The organism is Exiguobacterium sp. s75 (assembly GCF_018617145.1).
In the GTDB taxonomy this organism is placed as follows: Bacteria; Bacillota; Bacilli; order Exiguobacteriales; family Exiguobacteriaceae; genus Exiguobacterium; species Exiguobacterium profundum.
Genome location: NZ_JACSJQ010000003.1, coordinates 25,815 through 42,354, shown reverse-complemented (window position 1 = coordinate 42,354; position 16,540 = coordinate 25,815). Strand labels below are relative to the sequence as shown.

General features: G+C 47.8%; 23 protein-coding genes. 4 read left to right on the top strand and 19 right to left on the bottom strand.

The window, feature by feature from the left end; translation table 11 throughout:
* Window positions 1–20: 20 nt before the first annotated feature.
* From KNO68_RS11330 to KNO68_RS11315, 4 genes are read right to left on the bottom strand one after another with little or no spacing between them, the layout of a single operon-like run.
* Window positions 21–323, bottom strand: coding sequence for a hypothetical protein (locus KNO68_RS11330; protein WP_012727591.1), 303 nt, complete (start codon window positions 321–323; stop codon window positions 21–23).
* A 4-nt stretch (window positions 324–327) separates the two neighbouring features.
* On the bottom strand, window positions 328–801 hold the full coding sequence (locus tag KNO68_RS11325) for a GNAT family N-acetyltransferase (protein ID WP_168169880.1): 474 nt from the start codon (window positions 799–801) through the stop codon (window positions 328–330).
* A gap of 2 nt (window positions 802–803) precedes the next feature.
* Complete coding sequence (locus KNO68_RS11320; RefSeq protein WP_078147826.1) at window positions 804–1,100, bottom strand: hypothetical protein; 297 nt, start codon at window positions 1,098–1,100, stop codon at window positions 804–806.
* A 57-nt stretch (window positions 1,101–1,157) separates the two neighbouring features.
* Complete coding sequence (locus KNO68_RS11315; RefSeq protein ID WP_214685232.1) at window positions 1,158–1,682, bottom strand: GrpB family protein; 525 nt, start codon at window positions 1,680–1,682, stop codon at window positions 1,158–1,160.
* Window positions 1,683–1,834: 152 nt separating this feature from the next.
* On the opposite strand from KNO68_RS11315, the gene KNO68_RS11310 reads away from it, so the two are divergent.
* On the top strand, window positions 1,835–2,380 hold the full coding sequence (locus KNO68_RS11310; RefSeq protein WP_078147954.1) for a TraR/DksA C4-type zinc finger protein: 546 nt from the start codon (window positions 1,835–1,837) through the stop codon (window positions 2,378–2,380).
* Between the two features lie 44 nt (window positions 2,381–2,424).
* On the opposite strand, the gene KNO68_RS11305 is transcribed toward KNO68_RS11310, so the two are convergent.
* The gene (locus KNO68_RS11305; protein WP_078147828.1) at window positions 2,425–3,408 is read right to left on the bottom strand and encodes a M23 family metallopeptidase; all 984 of its coding nucleotides are present in this window, start codon (window positions 3,406–3,408) and stop codon (window positions 2,425–2,427) included.
* Window positions 3,409–3,756: 348 nt separating this feature from the next.
* Window positions 3,757–4,545 (bottom strand): GNAT family N-acetyltransferase, encoded by a 789-nt coding sequence (locus KNO68_RS11300; RefSeq protein ID WP_214758015.1) that lies wholly within the window; start codon window positions 4,543–4,545, stop codon window positions 3,757–3,759.
* Window positions 4,546–4,596: 51 nt separating this feature from the next.
* Between KNO68_RS11300 and KNO68_RS11295 the strand changes: the two genes are divergently transcribed.
* The gene (locus KNO68_RS11295) at window positions 4,597–5,061 is read left to right on the top strand and encodes a GNAT family N-acetyltransferase (RefSeq protein ID WP_214758013.1); all 465 of its coding nucleotides are present in this window, start codon (window positions 4,597–4,599) and stop codon (window positions 5,059–5,061) included.
* On the opposite strand, the gene KNO68_RS11290 is transcribed toward KNO68_RS11295, so the two are convergent.
* The 3 genes from KNO68_RS11290 to KNO68_RS11280 are packed head-to-tail and all read right to left on the bottom strand — an operon-like array spanning window position 5,050 to window position 7,013.
* Window positions 5,050–5,640, bottom strand: coding sequence for an NUDIX hydrolase (locus KNO68_RS11290; RefSeq protein ID WP_214758011.1), 591 nt, complete (start codon window positions 5,638–5,640; stop codon window positions 5,050–5,052). The two genes, KNO68_RS11295 and KNO68_RS11290, sit on opposite strands and share 12 nt — an antisense overlap.
* Window positions 5,637–6,650 (bottom strand): S66 family peptidase, encoded by a 1,014-nt coding sequence (locus KNO68_RS11285; protein ID WP_240499864.1) that lies wholly within the window; start codon window positions 6,648–6,650, stop codon window positions 5,637–5,639. Before KNO68_RS11285 ends, KNO68_RS11290 begins: the two co-directional genes overlap by 4 nt.
* A 54-nt stretch (window positions 6,651–6,704) precedes the next feature.
* Window positions 6,705–7,013, bottom strand: coding sequence for a hypothetical protein (locus KNO68_RS11280; RefSeq protein ID WP_214872919.1), 309 nt, complete (start codon window positions 7,011–7,013; stop codon window positions 6,705–6,707).
* A gap of 142 nt (window positions 7,014–7,155) precedes the next feature.
* Here KNO68_RS11280 and KNO68_RS11275 point away from each other — a divergent pair, with 142 nt between their 5' ends.
* Together KNO68_RS11275 and KNO68_RS11270 are read left to right on the top strand one after the other, a co-directional pair.
* Entirely contained in the window at window positions 7,156–7,470 is a 315-nt protein-coding gene (locus KNO68_RS11275) for a hypothetical protein (protein WP_078147833.1), read from the top strand.
* A gap of 73 nt (window positions 7,471–7,543) precedes the next feature.
* Complete coding sequence (locus KNO68_RS11270; RefSeq protein ID WP_078147834.1) at window positions 7,544–8,329, top strand: SDR family oxidoreductase; 786 nt, start codon at window positions 7,544–7,546, stop codon at window positions 8,327–8,329.
* A 35-nt stretch (window positions 8,330–8,364) separates the two neighbouring features.
* Here KNO68_RS11270 and KNO68_RS11265 read toward each other — a convergent pair whose 3' ends face one another.
* The 10 genes from KNO68_RS11265 to KNO68_RS11220 all read right to left on the bottom strand — a co-directional run bounded on the left by KNO68_RS11265 (window position 8,365) and on the right by KNO68_RS11220 (window position 16,538).
* Window positions 8,365–9,159, bottom strand: coding sequence for a GNAT family N-acetyltransferase (locus KNO68_RS11265; protein WP_078147835.1), 795 nt, complete (start codon window positions 9,157–9,159; stop codon window positions 8,365–8,367).
* A gap of 44 nt (window positions 9,160–9,203) precedes the next feature.
* Window positions 9,204–9,701, bottom strand: a complete 498-nt coding sequence (locus tag KNO68_RS11260) for an NUDIX hydrolase (RefSeq protein WP_214685224.1) — start codon at window positions 9,699–9,701, stop codon at window positions 9,204–9,206.
* Window positions 9,698–10,765: a saccharopine dehydrogenase family protein gene (locus KNO68_RS11255; protein ID WP_214687679.1), complete on the bottom strand. Its 1,068-nt coding sequence runs from the start codon at window positions 10,763–10,765 to the stop codon at window positions 9,698–9,700. Before KNO68_RS11255 ends, KNO68_RS11260 begins: the two co-directional genes overlap by 4 nt.
* A gap of 40 nt (window positions 10,766–10,805) precedes the next feature.
* On the bottom strand, window positions 10,806–11,285 hold the full coding sequence (locus tag KNO68_RS11250) for a hypothetical protein (protein WP_074035407.1): 480 nt from the start codon (window positions 11,283–11,285) through the stop codon (window positions 10,806–10,808).
* A gap of 90 nt (window positions 11,286–11,375) precedes the next feature.
* Complete coding sequence (locus KNO68_RS11245; protein ID WP_371816072.1) at window positions 11,376–12,005, bottom strand: NADPH-dependent FMN reductase; 630 nt, start codon at window positions 12,003–12,005, stop codon at window positions 11,376–11,378.
* Window positions 12,002–12,994: a ring-cleaving dioxygenase gene (locus KNO68_RS11240; RefSeq protein WP_214872917.1), complete on the bottom strand. Its 993-nt coding sequence runs from the start codon at window positions 12,992–12,994 to the stop codon at window positions 12,002–12,004. The genes KNO68_RS11245 and KNO68_RS11240 overlap by 4 nt, the downstream gene beginning before the upstream one ends.
* Window positions 12,995–13,021: 27 nt before the next feature.
* A complete protein-coding gene (locus KNO68_RS11235; protein ID WP_214872916.1) occupies window positions 13,022–13,465 on the bottom strand; it encodes a MarR family winged helix-turn-helix transcriptional regulator in 444 nt (147 codons plus the stop codon).
* Window positions 13,466–13,703: 238 nt separating this feature from the next.
* On the bottom strand, window positions 13,704–14,834 hold the full coding sequence (locus KNO68_RS11230; protein ID WP_214872915.1) for a tetratricopeptide repeat protein: 1,131 nt from the start codon (window positions 14,832–14,834) through the stop codon (window positions 13,704–13,706).
* A gap of 49 nt (window positions 14,835–14,883) precedes the next feature.
* Window positions 14,884–15,423: a ribonuclease FAU-1 family protein gene (locus KNO68_RS11225; protein ID WP_078147841.1), complete on the bottom strand. Its 540-nt coding sequence runs from the start codon at window positions 15,421–15,423 to the stop codon at window positions 14,884–14,886.
* Window positions 15,424–15,485: 62 nt separating this feature from the next.
* On the bottom strand, window positions 15,486–16,538 hold the full coding sequence (locus KNO68_RS11220) for a DUF58 domain-containing protein (protein WP_215112495.1): 1,053 nt from the start codon (window positions 16,536–16,538) through the stop codon (window positions 15,486–15,488).
* Window positions 16,539–16,540 lie beyond the last annotated feature (2 nt).

Below are 16,540 nucleotides of genomic sequence, written 5' to 3'. Positions count from 1 at the left end.
TAGAGAGCTCCCTTTTCTGATTATGATCGATCTGGTTGTAGGACCGTCTGTTGTGTTGGAACATGACCGATCGGGACAGTCCGTTCGACGAGAACGTAACGCTTGCCCTCCACTTCAAACTTGCGGTCGCCAAGGTAGTGAGCGCTCTTTCCATCTTCGTATAGTTTCGACAAGATAGCAGGTACGTACTCTTCTAGTTTTGTATAGTGCTCATCGAGGGTCATGACGATATTGCCACCCTTATATCCGAGCCAGTAACTATAAAAGAACCAACCTAACGACAGAACTCCGAGAATTCCTAATCCAATTGTGAGTAATTCCATCATGTTATTCCTCCAATTTTTTCATAACAATCTGACGTTTTGGGGTGAACCCGATTTCGCCATAAAACGAGGCGGCATCCGTATTACTCATCCAGTAATCTAGTTCAATCGATCTGAATTGGTGGTCAAGCGCCCATTGCTCCATCCATTCCATCACACGTCGACCGTAACCGTTCCGTTGATACATGGGGTCGATACTGATGTGATGAACATACACCACGCGAACAGCTTGACGAAACGCGTTCGCCTCACCCACTTTCTCTTCGAACCATATGTAACCGATTGGAGTTGCTTCAAGCTGCATCACCATATAGTGATGGCCGGGTCTTCCAATCAGTGTCGAAAAGGCTTCGTACATCTTCTCTTCCTCATACTCCGCAAAAAAGGTCGGATTCATATGGACGTGATGCTCATGGATGGAACGATTCAACCGTGCGATGAGACGGGCATCAATCGTAGGGATAAATGTGATCTCCATCATCAGGTATAGTTTGAATGGTTTCGATCTTCGTTTACACCGTGCGGTTTTTCAGTTCCGCGCAACGTATGCTCACTCGAAGCCTCCGTTCCTTTCCCATTTAGGCGACGTTGAAGCGGACGGGCCAAAAAGTAACCAATCAAGAGCGAACTAGGTAAGACGAGAAAAAATGTACCGAGCAATGTCAACATGTACCCTTTGTCCGAGTCTCCGGCAATCGCGCGGAGGACAAAGAACAGACCGACGAAAACAAGTGCGGCCAAAGCATATTCCACACATTTCCCGAGAAATCGTTTCACACGACATCTCCCCCTTCAAGGTTTGATGTATTATACGACCATTTCCATAAAAAGGTTTCACACGTCTTGATTTTCTTTATACCACTTCGTCGCCAACCGTTCCGTCTCGATGACCCAGTCATGCTTTCCTTGAATGTATCCTTCCATGTCTTCTGGGTGCTGTGCCGCAAGTTGAAGCTTCAGCTCACCATACGCATCGCGAACGTCAGGATAAGCTCGCAAGTAATCCCGGAAGGCAAGGTGTCTTATGACATCCGGATTCCCTTCTTCAAACACATGCACGTGAACCGTCCGTTCTTCTTCTCCTTTACGGAAATAGCGACGCTTCGGAATCCCATATTCACCAAGTCCACGGTACCCGAGTGCCTCCATCCGCTCCGTGTAGTCATCGACTCGTTCGATGTCCCGTACGACCGGCATCATGTCGATGATTGGTTTTGCAGCCAATCCTTCGACCGATGTACTTCCAATATGATGGATCGCGACAAGCTCCTCTTCGAATAACCGACTCAATTTACCAGCCTCTTCTTCAAACTTTTGATTCCATTCTGGATTGTATTTCACTACTTCGACTTTTCTCATGATTCGTTCCTCCTTTTTTAAAAGAACTCTTTATTCTCATCATACCCTTTCTAAACATCGCTCGACATGAGGGATTCCACTTCAAATGGTTTGTACACAAATAAAATGGGAAACCTTATATTAATGACTTGAGAACTGGAGAGTGAATGGATATGTTGACTGAAGAACAAATCGAAACGTTTAAAAAACGATTATTGAAAGAAAAAGCAAAAACCGAAGGATACATGGATAATCGGGAAGAGACATATGATGAAGGAGAGCTCTCTCATTACGACAACCACCCTGCCGACTCGGGCGAAGAGCTCTTTTTACGAGAGCGAGACCAAGCCCTTAATGAGCTCGATGAAGAGTTCTTGAGTGACGTCGATAAGGCGCTATTAGCCATTCAGAATGGGACATATGGACAATGTGAAGTGTGTGGGAAAGACATTGAACTAGACCGTCTGGAAGTCATTCCAGAAGCCACCCTTTGCATCGAACACGCCCGGGCACAAGAAGAGGAAGAACACGCGCATGAAGTCGATCGACCGGTTGAAGAAGACGTGTTGAACCCTAATGAGACAGCTCGACGCAAAGAGTTAGACGGAACGGATCAACCTGGTCAAAAAACGGACGCCTTCTCCCAAGTAGAAGACTACGGAAGCTCAGATACGATTGCCGACAGCGAAGGCAACCACGATCCGACGCGCGAACAGTAAAAGATGCCCTGACCTCATTCGAGAGGCTCAGGGCATCTGTCTGCTTAAAACGTGGCTTTTACCGGAGAAGCACCACCGAGGCGCTCCGCCAGTTTCATCGGGTCGACGGCATTCCCAGCTGAACTAGCCGAGAAATTGTAGTCCCCTTTATAAATCTCAAAGTGTAAGTGCGGACCTGACGAGTTGCCCGTGTTTCCGATTTGACCGATCGGTTCGCCTTGGCGTACTGACTGACCTGTCTTGACATCCACTTTGTGCAAGTGTGCATACACGGTCGTCCATTTTTGACCGTCTACGTTGTGTTCGATTTGTATGTGGTTTCCATAAGGTCCACTGGAGCTGACTTTTGTCACTTTTCCAGCTTCCGCGGCGTATACAGGTGTACCTGTTTTGGCAGCAATATCGAGACCATTATGGAATGTGTATCCGAACTGTCCACTCGCCGAACCGAACCCTTGAGAGAGGCGACCTTCCGCCGGCATTAAAAACCGATCGGGTGCCATCGCTTCATACCGTTTCTTTAAATCACTCAACTGATTCGTTTGTTTCTTATATTGTTTCGACTTTTCGTCATATGACGCTTTCACGTCTTGACGTGTCGCTTCAATTTGCTCTTGTTCTTCTTTCAGTTGCTCCAATGCTTCATTTGCTTGGTTTTTCTTTTCAACAAGCTCTTGATGTGCTTCTTCCGCTTCAGCGGCTTCCGCTTTCGCACTCGGCAACACCGAAGAAACGACTTTTGCGAAGAGCGACTGTTCTGCAGGAATGAGTGACTCCTCCACTTCTTCTAATTCTTTAGAAGTTCCTTCAATTTTATCTCGCAATGCCTCCGCCTTATGGTCGACTTGCTTCAACTTCGTTTGAATGGCGTGAATGGATTGTTTCGTATCTTTAACCTGCTGCTCCGTTTGTTGCAATGACTTTTCCGTTTGAACGAGGTCTTGCGGGGACATGTTGTCGGCAGATGCGATTTGTCCTTGGAATAAGAGAACACCAACACCCGCTGTCATGATGAGTTGTTTCCACATATATATAATAAACCCTCCAAATTAATACATTCATGAGCTTCAAAAAAGCTACATGTGCGAATATACCACTGGGGGTTAAAAAATTCAATATATGAAGTTTTTCATTTTCATGTCATACATGACAGCATGATGTGATATTTTCAAGTGTCACTTCACAAGGATTTCACTAGCGTTTTTTTGTATAGTATCCCACCCAGACGATACCACCGATGGAAAGGAGTGTTACACTCACACTAACTACTAGTATACCTCGCGACAGGTCGGGTGAAAGATTTGTTGTCAGCGCAATCAGGGTCGCGGTATTTCCACTAATCAGCGCAATGATACAGATGACCAACAACCGCTTCATCAAGCGTCCTTCACCATTTCAAATTGGGCAATCTCGTCTTGGACAAATCCCAATCGTCGTGCCGCTTCGACCCATTCAGGACGGTCTGATGTCAACGTGACATGAAGTGGCGATCGGCTCGCGGCCGCCCGCAATAGCCATTCCGCTTCTTCTGCTTGTCCAAAAACATCGAGCAAGACGTGATCGCGGTATAACAAAAATCCTATTCGATTCCCTTCTACGACTTTCACTAACTCAGCAGCTTGTTGGGTCACGCGCACATCGCGTTGCCAAATCGGAACGTGACTCGCCGCCGGATACAACTCATCAAATAACGTTTGAATCGGTTCATACGTCATGTCTGCGTTCGTTTCTAATGACACCGCTTGGAAGTAGAGAATTTCTCGAGTCGTTTCGTAACCTAGTCGTTCATAGAGAGACACTGCCGCATCATTGCCTTGAATGACTTCGAGTAAACGAGTGCCTACTGCCGCCTCTTCAAATCGTTTCATCAATTCGGTCGCGACTCCTGCTTTTCGGACATGTGGGGCGACAGCAAGCCCACCACAACGTGTCTGCCATCCTGAATCAAGATGTGCAATCCCGGTTAACACGACACCGACAGGTTCTTCACCATCATAGGCTACAATGGAACGGGACGGCTGATTTTGATCACGAACAAGAAAAACATCTTCGAAAGTCTGCTCATCAAATTGAAACGGAATAATATAATCAGAAAAACCGCTCATAAACGCACGGTATAAATCTTGTATTGGTGGATTTTGACGGTATGTAAACTGTGTCGACATATAATTCCCCTTTTCTGAATAAAAATCAATAATGCTCGAAGGAGACTTCTTATGAAAATCACGCTCGAATATCGAAATAGGACGCATCAATCGATTCTCGATACGTTCGCACTACCGACGGACCAAGAAAAGTATACGACCCTGCCCAAAGACATGGATGATCCATTACCTGATGGCGTTCATCCGATTGTCATCGTCGCATCGAAACCAGTCGGGATGTTCTTACTCCATGACAACGAACGCGTCATTTCCTATACGACCGAGTCGAATGCTTTGCTCTTCTCCGCCTTTGCTATTAACTATGAGGACCAAGGGAAAGGCTACGCTAAAGCGGCACTCCAAGCACTTCCGCAGTTCGTAAAGCAACATTTCCCTCATATTCGTGAAATCGTCCTGTCGGTCAATCTGAAAAACGAAGCCGCTTTCTCCCTTTATACGAACGTTGGGTGGAGCGATACTGGACGTCGAATCGGTGGACCGATCGGCGAACAGCGTATTCTTTCCTTAACGATTTAAAGCATCCATTCGTGTCAAACTCTCAAATATGTTTTGCCAGTAAGTCAGACGATGCGGAACTAAATCGGCTTGCGTGATTTGAACAAGATGATTCGTCATCAGTGAGCGTCCCTCAATCGTGCACATGCGTCCTGCTGTGATCGACATCAGTTCATTTCTTTGAACAGCTACGACATCCATCACTTCCTGGTCGTCAAACCGAAGTGTTTCATCTTGATAGACGTAGCCGTACGTATGTGCAAACTCGCGATCAAGAAACTCGTCCAGTTCAATCACGTCTTCAAAGATTCCCATAAAGGTGAGCTGTTCGAACGTCAATGACAGTCCGAGCTCTTCTTCAATTTCACGAACGCCATTCGCTAATGTCTCATCTGTTGCGAGGTGTCCCGCTGCCGTAATATCATATTTCCCGGGGAAATCCTGTTTCTCCATGCTTCTTCGCTGAAGATAAATGAGGTCTTCTTTCCAGAACCAGCAGTGGAACGTCTCATGCCAATCCCCGTCAAGATGAACTTGATTTCGCTCCTTCTCCCCTATTTTCCGGTAATTCTCGTCAAAAATAGTGAGGTGCTCCTTCATTCCGACACCCCATCTTCTAAAAATCGGATAATCCCATTCGTCGTATCTAACTCAACTTGAATGCCAATCGGGAAAACGTGTGATGGAAACGTGTGACCGATATCGACATTCGTCAAAATCGGAAAATCTTTTTCTCCGATGATTTCAAGCAACAAGTCGTTGAATGAGAAGGGAGCTGATTGATCTTGAAAATGCTCATGCTTCCCGATAATCAGACCCGAAATCTCATCAAACACACCCGCCAGCTTCAGCATACTAAGCGAACGTTCTTCTTCAGCCATCGTCTTAAACGAGTCTTCTAGGAATAGAATCGCACCTTTCAAATCGGGATAATAATCCGACTTGAAGAACCCAGACATCGTGTTCAGATTCCCGCCAATCAACGTTCCTTTTGCCTTTCCATCCTTCAGAGAAATCCATCCTTCATTCGGTTGGAACGTCTTGATACGTTGTTGCGTCGACCAATCGAGCATCTCTTCCGTCCATTCATCAGGGATATGTAACTGAAACGGAGCCGTTCGTTCTAAACAGAGGATGTCTTTGACATATTGCTCCCCCGTCTCGAACATCCCTCCGTATTCACCGAATGAGGGGACGATTGCCGGACCGTAAAATGTGACGACGTCCGTTTTGGCATAACAGGCCATCAAGATTGCCGTGACATCACTATATCCCATGATGATTTTAGGATGACGTCGGAGTTGTTCATAATCGATATATGGTAACACCGAGTTCGAATTTGTTCCACCAATTGTACTGATGATCGCTTTCACTTCAGGATCATGTAAAAATGCGTTCAATTCGTCAGCACGATCCCGAATGGACGAGGACCGATATCCTTCTGTTTTATATGTACACGTGCCCTCTTTCACCTTGAATCCCATCCGCTTGAGCTGTTCAACCCCACGTTGGTAACGCCCCTCAAACTGAACAGGTGCCGGAAAAGAAGGCGTAATGATCCCTATCGTATCCCCCACTTGCAACTTTGGCGGTTTAATTATGATCCCCACTCCCTCGTAACATCATTATGACCGCATTATACCGTAGGAGTGGTAAGTCATGCTTCAAAATAAATCAGGGTCTTCCGATAACGTTCTCACTTTTCGAACTTTCGCCGGGCGTCCTGTCCATCCGAGTGCCACAAAGAAAAATGCACCTGCGAGTACACCAAATAAAGCGGTCAACCCTACTTGAATCCCCACAAATCCATACTGTTCTCCCAGTTTCACGAGGAAGAGCGGTGCGAACAGGCAAGTCATACTGAGTGAAAAAAGACCTCCCCATACCCGTCGCTTTGCATTACCAATGGTGAACCAACCGAACCCGATCCATACACAAGCAACCAATCCTAGCGCACTAATCATCATCCACATGCCCACACCTCACCTTTTCGTTTTCCTTTCTATTCCCCATTTTTCTTGTGATTCCTACTATTTTTTCAAGTAAAGAGAGAATTTCCGGGTAAAGGTAAATTAGACAAGATGCGAAACGGGACAACAAAGGAGTGAGGTGTGCATGCGTTCACGATTAACCTTTGCCTTAATCTTTCTCGGTCTTTTTTTAGTCGCCGTTTATTGGATGAGCACGTGGAATGACAATATGGTCGAAGGACAGATTGAACGAATCGATATCCCCCAAATATTGATTGAATCTACCGAATCCTCTAAAGAAGTCACATTGCGTGTCATCTTAATCAATGATCAAACCGAAGTCACCGGCATCGTCAATAGCGTACAAGGGTTACAGAGCGGCCAACTGGTGACAATCGAGGTCATCCCGACGGATTCGAACTTGAACATCGCACGCACCATCGAAGTCACCGCTCCATGATTTTTTGAAATGAAGCGTAACTTTTCCAGAACTGTGGAATATGAGAACAGAATCATAAAAAGGAGTGATCGGATTGATTTCAAATAAATTACTATCTGGAAAAGTAGCGTTTGTGACCGGGGCAGCCTCCGGAATCGGACGTGCCGCGGTCATCCGCTTCGTTCAAGCCGGAGCAAAAGTCGCCATTGTCGATTTGAATGAAGAAGATGCGATGCGTCTCGCAAGCCTTGTCGGGGAAGAACGCGCTATCGGCATCAGTGCAGATGTGTCGGATGAATCCGCAATGAAAGAGGCCTACGAACGGACAATGGAACGATTTGGTCAACTCGATATCGTCTTCGCGAACGCCGGTCGAAACGGGACCATCACACCGATTGAACATTTATCATTGGATGATTGGAATGGCGTGGTGGAGACGAACCTCACTGGAACCTTTTTGACCGTCAAACATGCTATTCCTCATTTGAAAGAGAATGGCGGGAGTATCATTATCACTTCATCGATCAACGGGAACCGCTATTTTAAAAATTTCGGATTCAGTGGCTACGCGACGACAAAAGCAGGTCAAACCGGCTTTGCGAAAATGGCTGCTGCGGAACTCGCTCAATTCGGGATTCGTGTCAATTCTATCTGTCCCGGGGCCATCGATACGAATATTGACGATTCGACCAATCGAGACGATGCGTTGCTCGAAGAAATTGTCATTCCAATCGAATATCCACTTGGGAATCAACCGCTTGCCGGAAAATCGGGCTCCGCGAAACAAGTCGCCGATGTCGTCTTATTTTTCGCGAGCAACATGTCGAGCCACGTCACGGGCTCTGAAGTATACGTCGATGGGGCTGAATCGCTCTTGTAATCGAAAAGCAGGTCACCTCACCCGAGGCGACCTGCTTATTTAAGGATTGGACTTTTCATGACCGCTTTTTGATAGAACGGCTGAAACCCAAGCCGCTCCATGTTGCGACCGGATGCCGAATCGACCTTCGTCGTGACCGTCAACAGATTGCATCCAAGTGCTTTCGCTTCGGCAATTCGTTCCAAAATAAGTTGTGTCTGGTACCCTTTTTGCCGATACGTCGGAACGGTGCTCGTCAGAAACAATTCTCCAATCCCGTCTTGCGTGGCTAAAATCCCACCCGCTACGACAGCATCCTCTTCTCGCACGAGATAAGCATGATTACTCGGTAGTGCGTAAAAGCCTTTGGCTGTATCGACCGTCTCTTGAAGGATTGTGCCCGACTCGGCGAATCCAGCCGCAATGGCGTATGCCCACTCATGGAGTGTCTCATCCTTCACTTTTTCGACCTGGGTCGGTACAGATGTGGAGGCATGCTGTGTCAAATCCAACGTCCATACGTCCAAAAAATGATCGAGCGTGTAGTTACGTTCTTGCAATAAGCGGAGCAAGGAATCTTCCGCTAATGGGCAAACTTCAATATGTAAACGTGATACGTTCTTCCCACGCACCCATTTTTCCATTTGATGCAGGTCGTAAAAGCTTGTCGGCCGATTCAATCCGAATCCGACCGCAAAACTCATATTTCCCATTTTGAACACGTGCCCTTTTCCTTCTACGTGTAGTTCCGCACCTTCATAGGGAGGGGTTTGTTTACGATATCGAATGTAAGCAGACGTCCCCTCTGCTTTGATGCGTTCGATACGCCTTGCCAATTCTAAACGATTCACGCTGTTCCCTCCCTTATATATTCTATGTTGAGTGTAGCACATGTTCACGGTCGAATGAGATGACCGTATTGAATCAGCCGTTCCCGGACTGAAGGGACGAGTTCTACACACTCAAGGACCGTCTCCCACTCTTGTAATGTCACATCGACGACTTCATCTACTTGCAGTAATAGTTGTTCGAGGTCAATCGGTTTCTCGCACACGAGACAATACATATCCAAGAAATATGTGCCCCGCTCAATCGTTGTCACGAACCGGAGTTGCTCAGGCAATACATATAGTCCTAACTCTTCTCTTAGCTCACGGACCGCACCTTGTCGACTCGTTTCCCCAGCCAAAATCGAGCCGCCCGTCCCTTCCCACAGAAGCGGATACGTCTTATCCGGATGACGCTTCGACAGCAATAATCTCCCATCTGGATCGAACGTGAACACTTCGATGACCGTGTGAAACGTATGCGGCTCTAATTCATCCCCACGAAAGTGCGTTCGACCGAGCGGTTGCCGGTTTTCGTCGAGTAAATCCCATACTTCTCGATTCATGGACGAATCTCATCAATCACGAACGAAGAGGAACCTTGAATCTCTTCGATAAAGTGAGATCCGAATAGCATGGCTGGTGTAAAGCTTCCGGCAAGCATCCCACCCGAACCGAGCAACCGCTTGACGACGGCGAGCGCCCCGTAAACAGTGAAGGCATACGTACTTGCCGTTTGAATACGGACGACTACTTTTCGTCCTTCCTCATTCGTTGCTTCGCCCCATACGTACGTCGATGATTTTTCACGTACAGCCTCGTCTGGTCCCGATACGTTTTCGTCGACATAACGGAGCAAGCGTTCCTGCACGGCCTCTTTTCCGAGAATCGGGCTGAACCATGACAAAGCGCGAGCAGCATAGGCGGCCGCTGTCGGTACAGGAACCCAAGTCGTAATATTTGGAATGTCCGTCGTGTAGTAGGCGGTCGAAACGTCTCCCCACGGAATCGCAATGGCGGTACGGCTTCCGCGACCAAAATCAATCGTTCTCCGCTTTGCCCCAATTGGAAATGATGATAATTTGCCGTTCACACGTTCCACACTACTCGACCCTAGTCCACGAACGGCCGTCTTCATGGTTCCTGGTGAGATGCCGGCTGCCGCCGAAAAGCCAAGAGCGAGTGTTGTCGCATCCGGTATCAACTCTTTTAATTTCCGCGCGACACAGTCGGTCGGAATGACATCAAATCCGACACCCGAGCATAAAATCACACCACGTTCTTTGGCTTGAGCCGCTTGCTGTTTAGAATGGACATATTCGAACACTTCGATTTCCCCGGTAATATCTAAGTAATGCGTACCTGTCTCTAGACATGCCTCGATCATCACTTGGCTCGTATCCGTGAAAGGACCTGCACAATGAAGGACTAAATCTACATCGTGAAGCGCCTCGATTGCGGCTTCACGACTCAATGCGAAAATCGATGTTTCGCAACCCAGTTCATCTCCTAGGCGATGAATCGCTCTTGCGTTTCGTCCGGCAAGAACCGGACGCATTCCGTCACGAGCGGCTTGTCGTGCAATCAGCTCACCCGTATAGCCATTCGCCCCATAAATCATCCATCTCATTTTTACCCCTCCTTATGTTAATGTATCCTTGTTCGTTTCCCTAAAAGAAGTTGAATCGAACGAAAAGATCTTGGATGACATCGATGATATACACACTTCCCGTTACAATAAGCAAATATCCGATTGGGATGAGCAGACTTTTCACTGTTTGTAGTTTTGTTATGTCTCCCCGATGCTGTAGTAGACGATCCACCAAGTAAAACAAGGTCGCTGCGAGAAGACTGAGCCATGACAAGACGAGTCCGAATAGTATATGTAAAACAAACGAAGTGAACCACCTGAATCGTTTCGAACTGAGTCGATTCGCCAACCAGTCACTGCACCATGAGGTCACGACACCGTAGGTCAACATGATCGGAAAACTGACCGCTACATAGGCAACCGTCATCAAAAGGAAGCCATTCAGTACGCCACTCATCCCTCCATTTTCTCGTAGACCCATCATAGTGACCCCACACGCTAACAGAATCGCATAGACGGGCGAAGCGATGGATGCTGTGACGATTTTACGATTCCACATCTGCACTCCCCCTAATCCCTTCCAACTTTACACGACCTGTTCTGAAAACGCACAAAAACCAGCCTAAATTCAGGCTGGCTTCGCGATTTGTTAATTGTTTGCAACTTCTCCGGCTTTCATACGGACCGATTGCATCGCTTCCGTCCATGGAAGGAGTTGGTCGAGCATATCGTTTACCGATTGTGCTTGAACTTCTTTCGGAGCGAAATGCGTACCGTTCTCGAAGTCCGTGAAGAGTGAGAGTGCAGGATGGACACGTACGTGAGCGATTGACAATTCACTCAAAATGCCCCGTAAATGTTCTGTTGCCCGTGCTCCACCAACAGAACCGTAAGAGACGATTCCGGCTGCTTTGTTGTTCCATTCGACGCGTAAGTAGTCGAGTGCGTTTTTAAGAGATGCTGAGATGGAATGGTTATATTCTTGGACGATGAAGATGAATCCGTCCATTTGCGCAATTTTCTCCGACCAGGCTGCAACGCCAGATGCGTCCTGACCCGCTTCGCCGAGAAGTGGCAAGTTGTAGTCTGCGATGTCGATGACTTCATAGTTGGCATCGCCACGTTTGTCGGCGAGTTCTTTCACCCATTCCCCGACTTGTGGACTGACGCGACCTTCACGAGTTGATCCGAGTACGATTCCGATGTTTAACATAGTAGTTCCTCCTTGGTTATGTTGTGATGCATCTGATTTTCCAAACAAGCGATTTAAGAAACTCATTTCATGCCCTCATATTCTTTCTCAAATGTTTTCGTGCTTCTGACCGTATCGATTGGTCGTACCATCGCCTCGATTTGCGAACGTTTCGCTTCGAGGAACGGCGGGAGTGACAACTTCTCACCGACCGTCTCGTACGGCTCGTCTCCCATGAATCCAGGTCCATCTGTCGCCCATTCGAACAAAATTTGCGGCGCGACACGTGCATAGGATGATTCAAAGAAGAAGCGATCGACGTAGCCAGAAGTCGGCAAACCGAACTGTTGGAGACGTGCTGTCCATTCATCGAGGACGCTACGGTCTTCGACACGGAATGCGACATGGTGCACGGTACCGAACCCTTGACGCGCTTGTGGAGATGTCTCGTCGTGAATGACGATCACTTGCGCTCCGTTTCCACCTTCACCTCCTTCAAAGAGATACACATCACCTTCTCGCCCGATTTCTTTAAACAGCATCACTTGCTCCATCACTTGTTTGAAATATGTGATATCTGCGATGCGAATAAAGATTGGACCGAGTCCCGTAATCGCGTATTCAAGCGGGATTGGACCGTTCTTCCACGGCTCGCCCGACGCGATGCCTTCGTTGAACTCATCCGAGATGAGTTGATACGCCTGCTCATCAAAGTCGATGAACGAGAGCGTCTTCTTCTCGAACTGTTCTTGAATCCCTTCGTGCTCGACGCCGAGACGGTCGAAGCGACGGACCCAATACGTCAACGCTTCATCTGTCGGTACGCGGAACGACGTTTTCGCGATTTCATTCGTTCCGTGCTTACCTTTCGGGATACCTGGGAAGTCGAAGAAGGTCATATCTGTCCCTGCGTTTCCTTTATCGTCCGCAAAGAATAAGTGATACGTTTGAATGTCGTCCTGGTTGACCGTTTTTTTCACCAAACGCATGCCTAACACGTGAGTGAAGAAATCGTAGTTTTTTTCGGCACTACTCGTGATTGCTGTGACGTGGTGAATTCCTTTAACATGATTCATCATTCTCTCTCCTTTTATATCTTGGTTTCAAGATACATGATTAAAATTTTTTGCGGCTTCTGCCCGCTTTCCTATTTGTTTCAACTGTTCAATCGTTTCGTTTAATTGCATCCCTTCAAACACAGCGTTCATATGCTCCCTATGCTTAGGGAAAATATCTTGCATCAAGCGCTCTCCGGCATCTGTCAGCGCAGCGTATGTGATGCGACGATCGCTCGGACAAGCCTTACGAATGAGATATCCTTTTTCTTCTAACCGGTCCACGACGTACGTCATGCTTCCGCTCGAGAGGAGAATTTTCTTCCCGACGACTTGAATCGGTTGATCCCCTTTATGATATAAAAACTCGAGTACGGCGAACTCGGTCGCGTTTAACCCGTAAGACGCCACTTCCTGCTTCACCAGGTCTTGTAACGACTGAGAGGCACGTAACAGCACAGTAATTGTTTTTAGTGCATCAGATGGTTCCATCTGTCTCCCTCCTTTGTCCAAGAGAGCCATTAACTTAAATTCAAATATCTTTAATTCGAGATAAATATATCATGCGACAATTCTTCCGTCAATCGATTTGATTCAAAAAAATGAGACGGGTAGTTCCCGTCTCATTGCCCTCGCCATACGACTGTTGTTGCTCACTTAATTCCAATTTGACAGCATGTATACCAATTTTGTGCATCGATCGGGCGTAATGAAATCATGTCATTCTCCTTTAGTCATATGTCTCATTTAAGTTTCTTGCATAAAATGCGATAGCACGCCGGTACCGCGCGATGCTCTCGTCCGGTTTCGGACTTGCAAGCAGTTCAAGTAACGTTCCCGTCGCTTCTTCATGGCGACCGACGTTGTAATGGGTCATCGCTTGAAATACCTTGAGCGCCCCGTGATTCGGGAATTGCTCGATTGCCTCTTCAAATAACTGTTCCGCTTCCGTGTATCGTCCGAGTGCCCGATACGTACTGCCGAGTCCGAGATATGATTCCGCCAACTCTTCCCCCGTCAACCCGAGTCGGATGGCCCGTTCATAATGCGGGACCGCTTGACGTTCTTCACCGAGCGAGTCATAGCACCACGCACAGTACGCATGTAGCCTCGGATTCTTTTCATCTTTCCGCAAGAGCGACAGGAACAGTTGCTTCGCCTGCTCGAGTTGTCCCTCCTCACGGAGACGGACGGCTCGATCAAAGTCATGGTCTTCTGGCACGTCGGTCACCTTCTTCGCAAAATCTTCGTCTAACCAAGCTTGCAATGTTTCGTAATACTTTCCGATATGTACTCCATCGACGAGTGCATGATGGGCTTGGACGGATAACGGCATAACCAGACGCTCGCCTTGACGTTCGAACTTGCCCCAGGCGATGCGTGGCACGCTGTCATGTTGTTGCTGATGCGTCGGGTGCATGATACTCGTGAACGTGATCCACGGGACACTCGTGATATACAGTAAGTCGTCGGGCTCGTCATCCCCGACCACGACTTCATCGCCAGCTTGCTCCATCCGCGTCGTCACTTCCTGTAAGAATGTCGGTAAATCCTCATTGAACGTGGCCGCACAAAAGTTGAAGACATCCTCGTCTAACATGACCGTGAACGAGGGGTGGACCACCTCGTGTTCGACGACCTCTTCACCACGGATCCGATAGCGCAATTCCGGAATCGCGTTCGCCGATCTCACCGCACCGTATAAAAAGAGTTTGAAGAACGATTGGTTGCTCTCCTTGGCATATGTATATAGGTTCGTGACATCTACGTTTGCCGTCACGTTGAAATGTGGCGCATCAAACGCTTTGAAAAACTCGAAGTGCTTACGTCGTGCCCACGTCTCGATTTCAATTTTTTTCATAAAAACTCCCCCTCCTACGCTCTTACTGTAGCAGAGAGAGTGAATTCGCTCATAGCTTTTGTTTTAACTGTTCGTAATGTCCTTTTGCCAAATCAAAGTAGATGAAGTCTCCACGTTCGATCCGTTCGAGCGTCGCTTCGAACTCACGCCATCCACGTTCGACCTGTTCAGGCGTCAATTCGCCGCTTTCAGCCGCCGCCTTGAACTCATCCTCATCCTTTTTGACGATATCGCCATTTGGAAATACAAGAATATCGAGCAACAAGTCATCCATGTACGGAATGCCATTTTCTTCGCCGATTCGGTCGACGAGGTCGATATACCATTGCACGATTTCACCGTCAGGGTTGAACATGACCGTCACACCGAACGGTTCATTTTCCGGGAAATATTGGAGCCAAGCAAACCCGGCATCCGCCACGATGAATTCTTCCCCTTTGTGCTTTTTATATAATGGTGCGCGAACCTCATCGATTTGGAATAAGGCGACGACGCCTGAAAATTGTTCCGTCTGAACACGAATTTGCGCGTAGCGGTTCTTTAAAATCCGTTCCCAGTCTCGTCGATTCGCATACTTTCGTTTTGCCATATAGATCTCCCCTTTGGTCATCTCTATATGATACAGTTCGCCAGAAGAAGGAAAGTTCCTTGTTAGTCGTACAAATTATGCTGATTGAACCAAACGAGATGACTTTGCTTCAAGCGTTTCCGCTCGACCATACGGACGAATGCGTCTGTCGAGATGAAACGGTTCCTGGGATGGAGGTCGGCCAACATCAAGAGGATGAGGCGTGAACCTCGTTCTCCCTCTTGAAGAGAGATATGCTCCATCTTTCCTTCACCATTGAAGCGATTGATGAACAGTTCGACTTTACACTCCTCTTTTAAGAGACGAGTCGTCACATATGCGACCTGGCTGATGATCGACTCGAAGTCGTGATGTAATGTGTAGCCGGACGGCCCACTCAAGTCGACTGCGAACGTGAACGTGTCGAGCGACGTCTTTTGAAAGACTTTCGATTGGACTCGTCCAAGTTTCGCCGTCGCGACCCAGTCGATCTCTTTGACCGGTTCCCCTTCGTAAGGCTTCGAACCTAGAACCTGAAGTGGATTCCGTAAAGGTGATGCGGTCAAAGGACGGTCACCGAGTGCCAATCGTTTCGTACCGACCGGAGGATGTAACGTGAGGGACGGCAACACCGTCCATCGTTTCTCGATCGGGTACTCAAGAAGATACGTCCCGAGATGAAACGGGAGCGTCACAGCAAGTACGCACTCTTCGATATAAGCTGGTCCCCGGAATTCAGCCTGCACACGAAGCACGTGACGAGCCTGATCTGTCCGTAACGTCAAATCCAGACTGTTCGGGGACCGGTCGTGGTCTGGAAAGCTGAGCGCTGTATTGGTTTTCAAGCGAACGCGAACGGGAAGCCCGAGTCGTTCGATGACTTCACTTCCATCTAAAATCAGTTGTACCTCCGTCTCATCCCCGACAAAGAGAAGGGATTCGTGGCTATGTACGTGAAGCCGAAGAGCTTGTTCCAACTGTTTCCGTGTCCGTTCAAAGAACCAAACGATGCCCGTAAGTAAACAAAGCGCATATCCGACAATCTCCATGTACGGGACGAATACGAGAATCACTCCAGCGAATCCATAAACCGGAATCCACTCTTTCTGGAGGGCGTTATGTGTCGAGAACGTCATCT

Coding starts and splice junctions, on each gene's coding strand:
- KNO68_RS11330 (WP_012727591.1), bottom strand. CDS start 323: ATGGAATTACTCACAATTGGATTAGGAATTCTCGGAGTTCTGTCGTTA.
- KNO68_RS11325 (WP_168169880.1), bottom strand. CDS start 801: ATGGAGATCACATTTATCCCTACGATTGATGCCCGTCTCATCGCACGG.
- KNO68_RS11315 (WP_214685232.1), bottom strand. CDS start 1,682: ATGAGAAAAGTCGAAGTAGTGAAATACAATCCAGAATGGAATCAAAAG.
- KNO68_RS11310 (WP_078147954.1), top strand. CDS start 1,835: ATGTTGACTGAAGAACAAATCGAAACGTTTAAAAAACGATTATTGAAA.
- KNO68_RS11305 (WP_078147828.1), bottom strand. CDS start 3,408: ATGTGGAAACAACTCATCATGACAGCGGGTGTTGGTGTTCTCTTATTC.
- KNO68_RS11300 (WP_214758015.1), bottom strand. CDS start 4,545: ATGTCGACACAGTTTACATACCGTCAAAATCCACCAATACAAGATTTA.
- KNO68_RS11295 (WP_214758013.1), top strand. CDS start 4,597: ATGAAAATCACGCTCGAATATCGAAATAGGACGCATCAATCGATTCTC.
- KNO68_RS11290 (WP_214758011.1), bottom strand. CDS start 5,640: ATGAAGGAGCACCTCACTATTTTTGACGAGAATTACCGGAAAATAGGG.
- KNO68_RS11280 (WP_214872919.1), bottom strand. CDS start 7,013: ATGTGGATGATGATTAGTGCGCTAGGATTGGTTGCTTGTGTATGGATC.
- KNO68_RS11275 (WP_078147833.1), top strand. CDS start 7,156: ATGCGTTCACGATTAACCTTTGCCTTAATCTTTCTCGGTCTTTTTTTA.
- KNO68_RS11260 (WP_214685224.1), bottom strand. CDS start 9,701: ATGAATCGAGAAGTATGGGATTTACTCGACGAAAACCGGCAACCGCTC.
- KNO68_RS11255 (WP_214687679.1), bottom strand. CDS start 10,765: ATGAGATGGATGATTTATGGGGCGAATGGCTATACGGGTGAGCTGATT.
- KNO68_RS11250 (WP_074035407.1), bottom strand. CDS start 11,285: ATGTGGAATCGTAAAATCGTCACAGCATCCATCGCTTCGCCCGTCTAT.
- KNO68_RS11245 (WP_371816072.1), bottom strand. CDS start 12,005: ATGAGTTTCTTAAATCGCTTGTTTGGAAAATCAGATGCATCACAACAT.
- KNO68_RS11240 (WP_214872917.1), bottom strand. CDS start 12,994: ATGAATCATGTTAAAGGAATTCACCACGTCACAGCAATCACGAGTAGT.
- KNO68_RS11235 (WP_214872916.1), bottom strand. CDS start 13,465: ATGGAACCATCTGATGCACTAAAAACAATTACTGTGCTGTTACGTGCC.
- KNO68_RS11230 (WP_214872915.1), bottom strand. CDS start 14,834: ATGAAAAAAATTGAAATCGAGACGTGGGCACGACGTAAGCACTTCGAG.
- KNO68_RS11225 (WP_078147841.1), bottom strand. CDS start 15,423: ATGGCAAAACGAAAGTATGCGAATCGACGAGACTGGGAACGGATTTTA.
- KNO68_RS11220 (WP_215112495.1), bottom strand. CDS start 16,538: ATGACGTTCTCGACACATAACGCCCTCCAGAAAGAGTGGATTCCGGTT.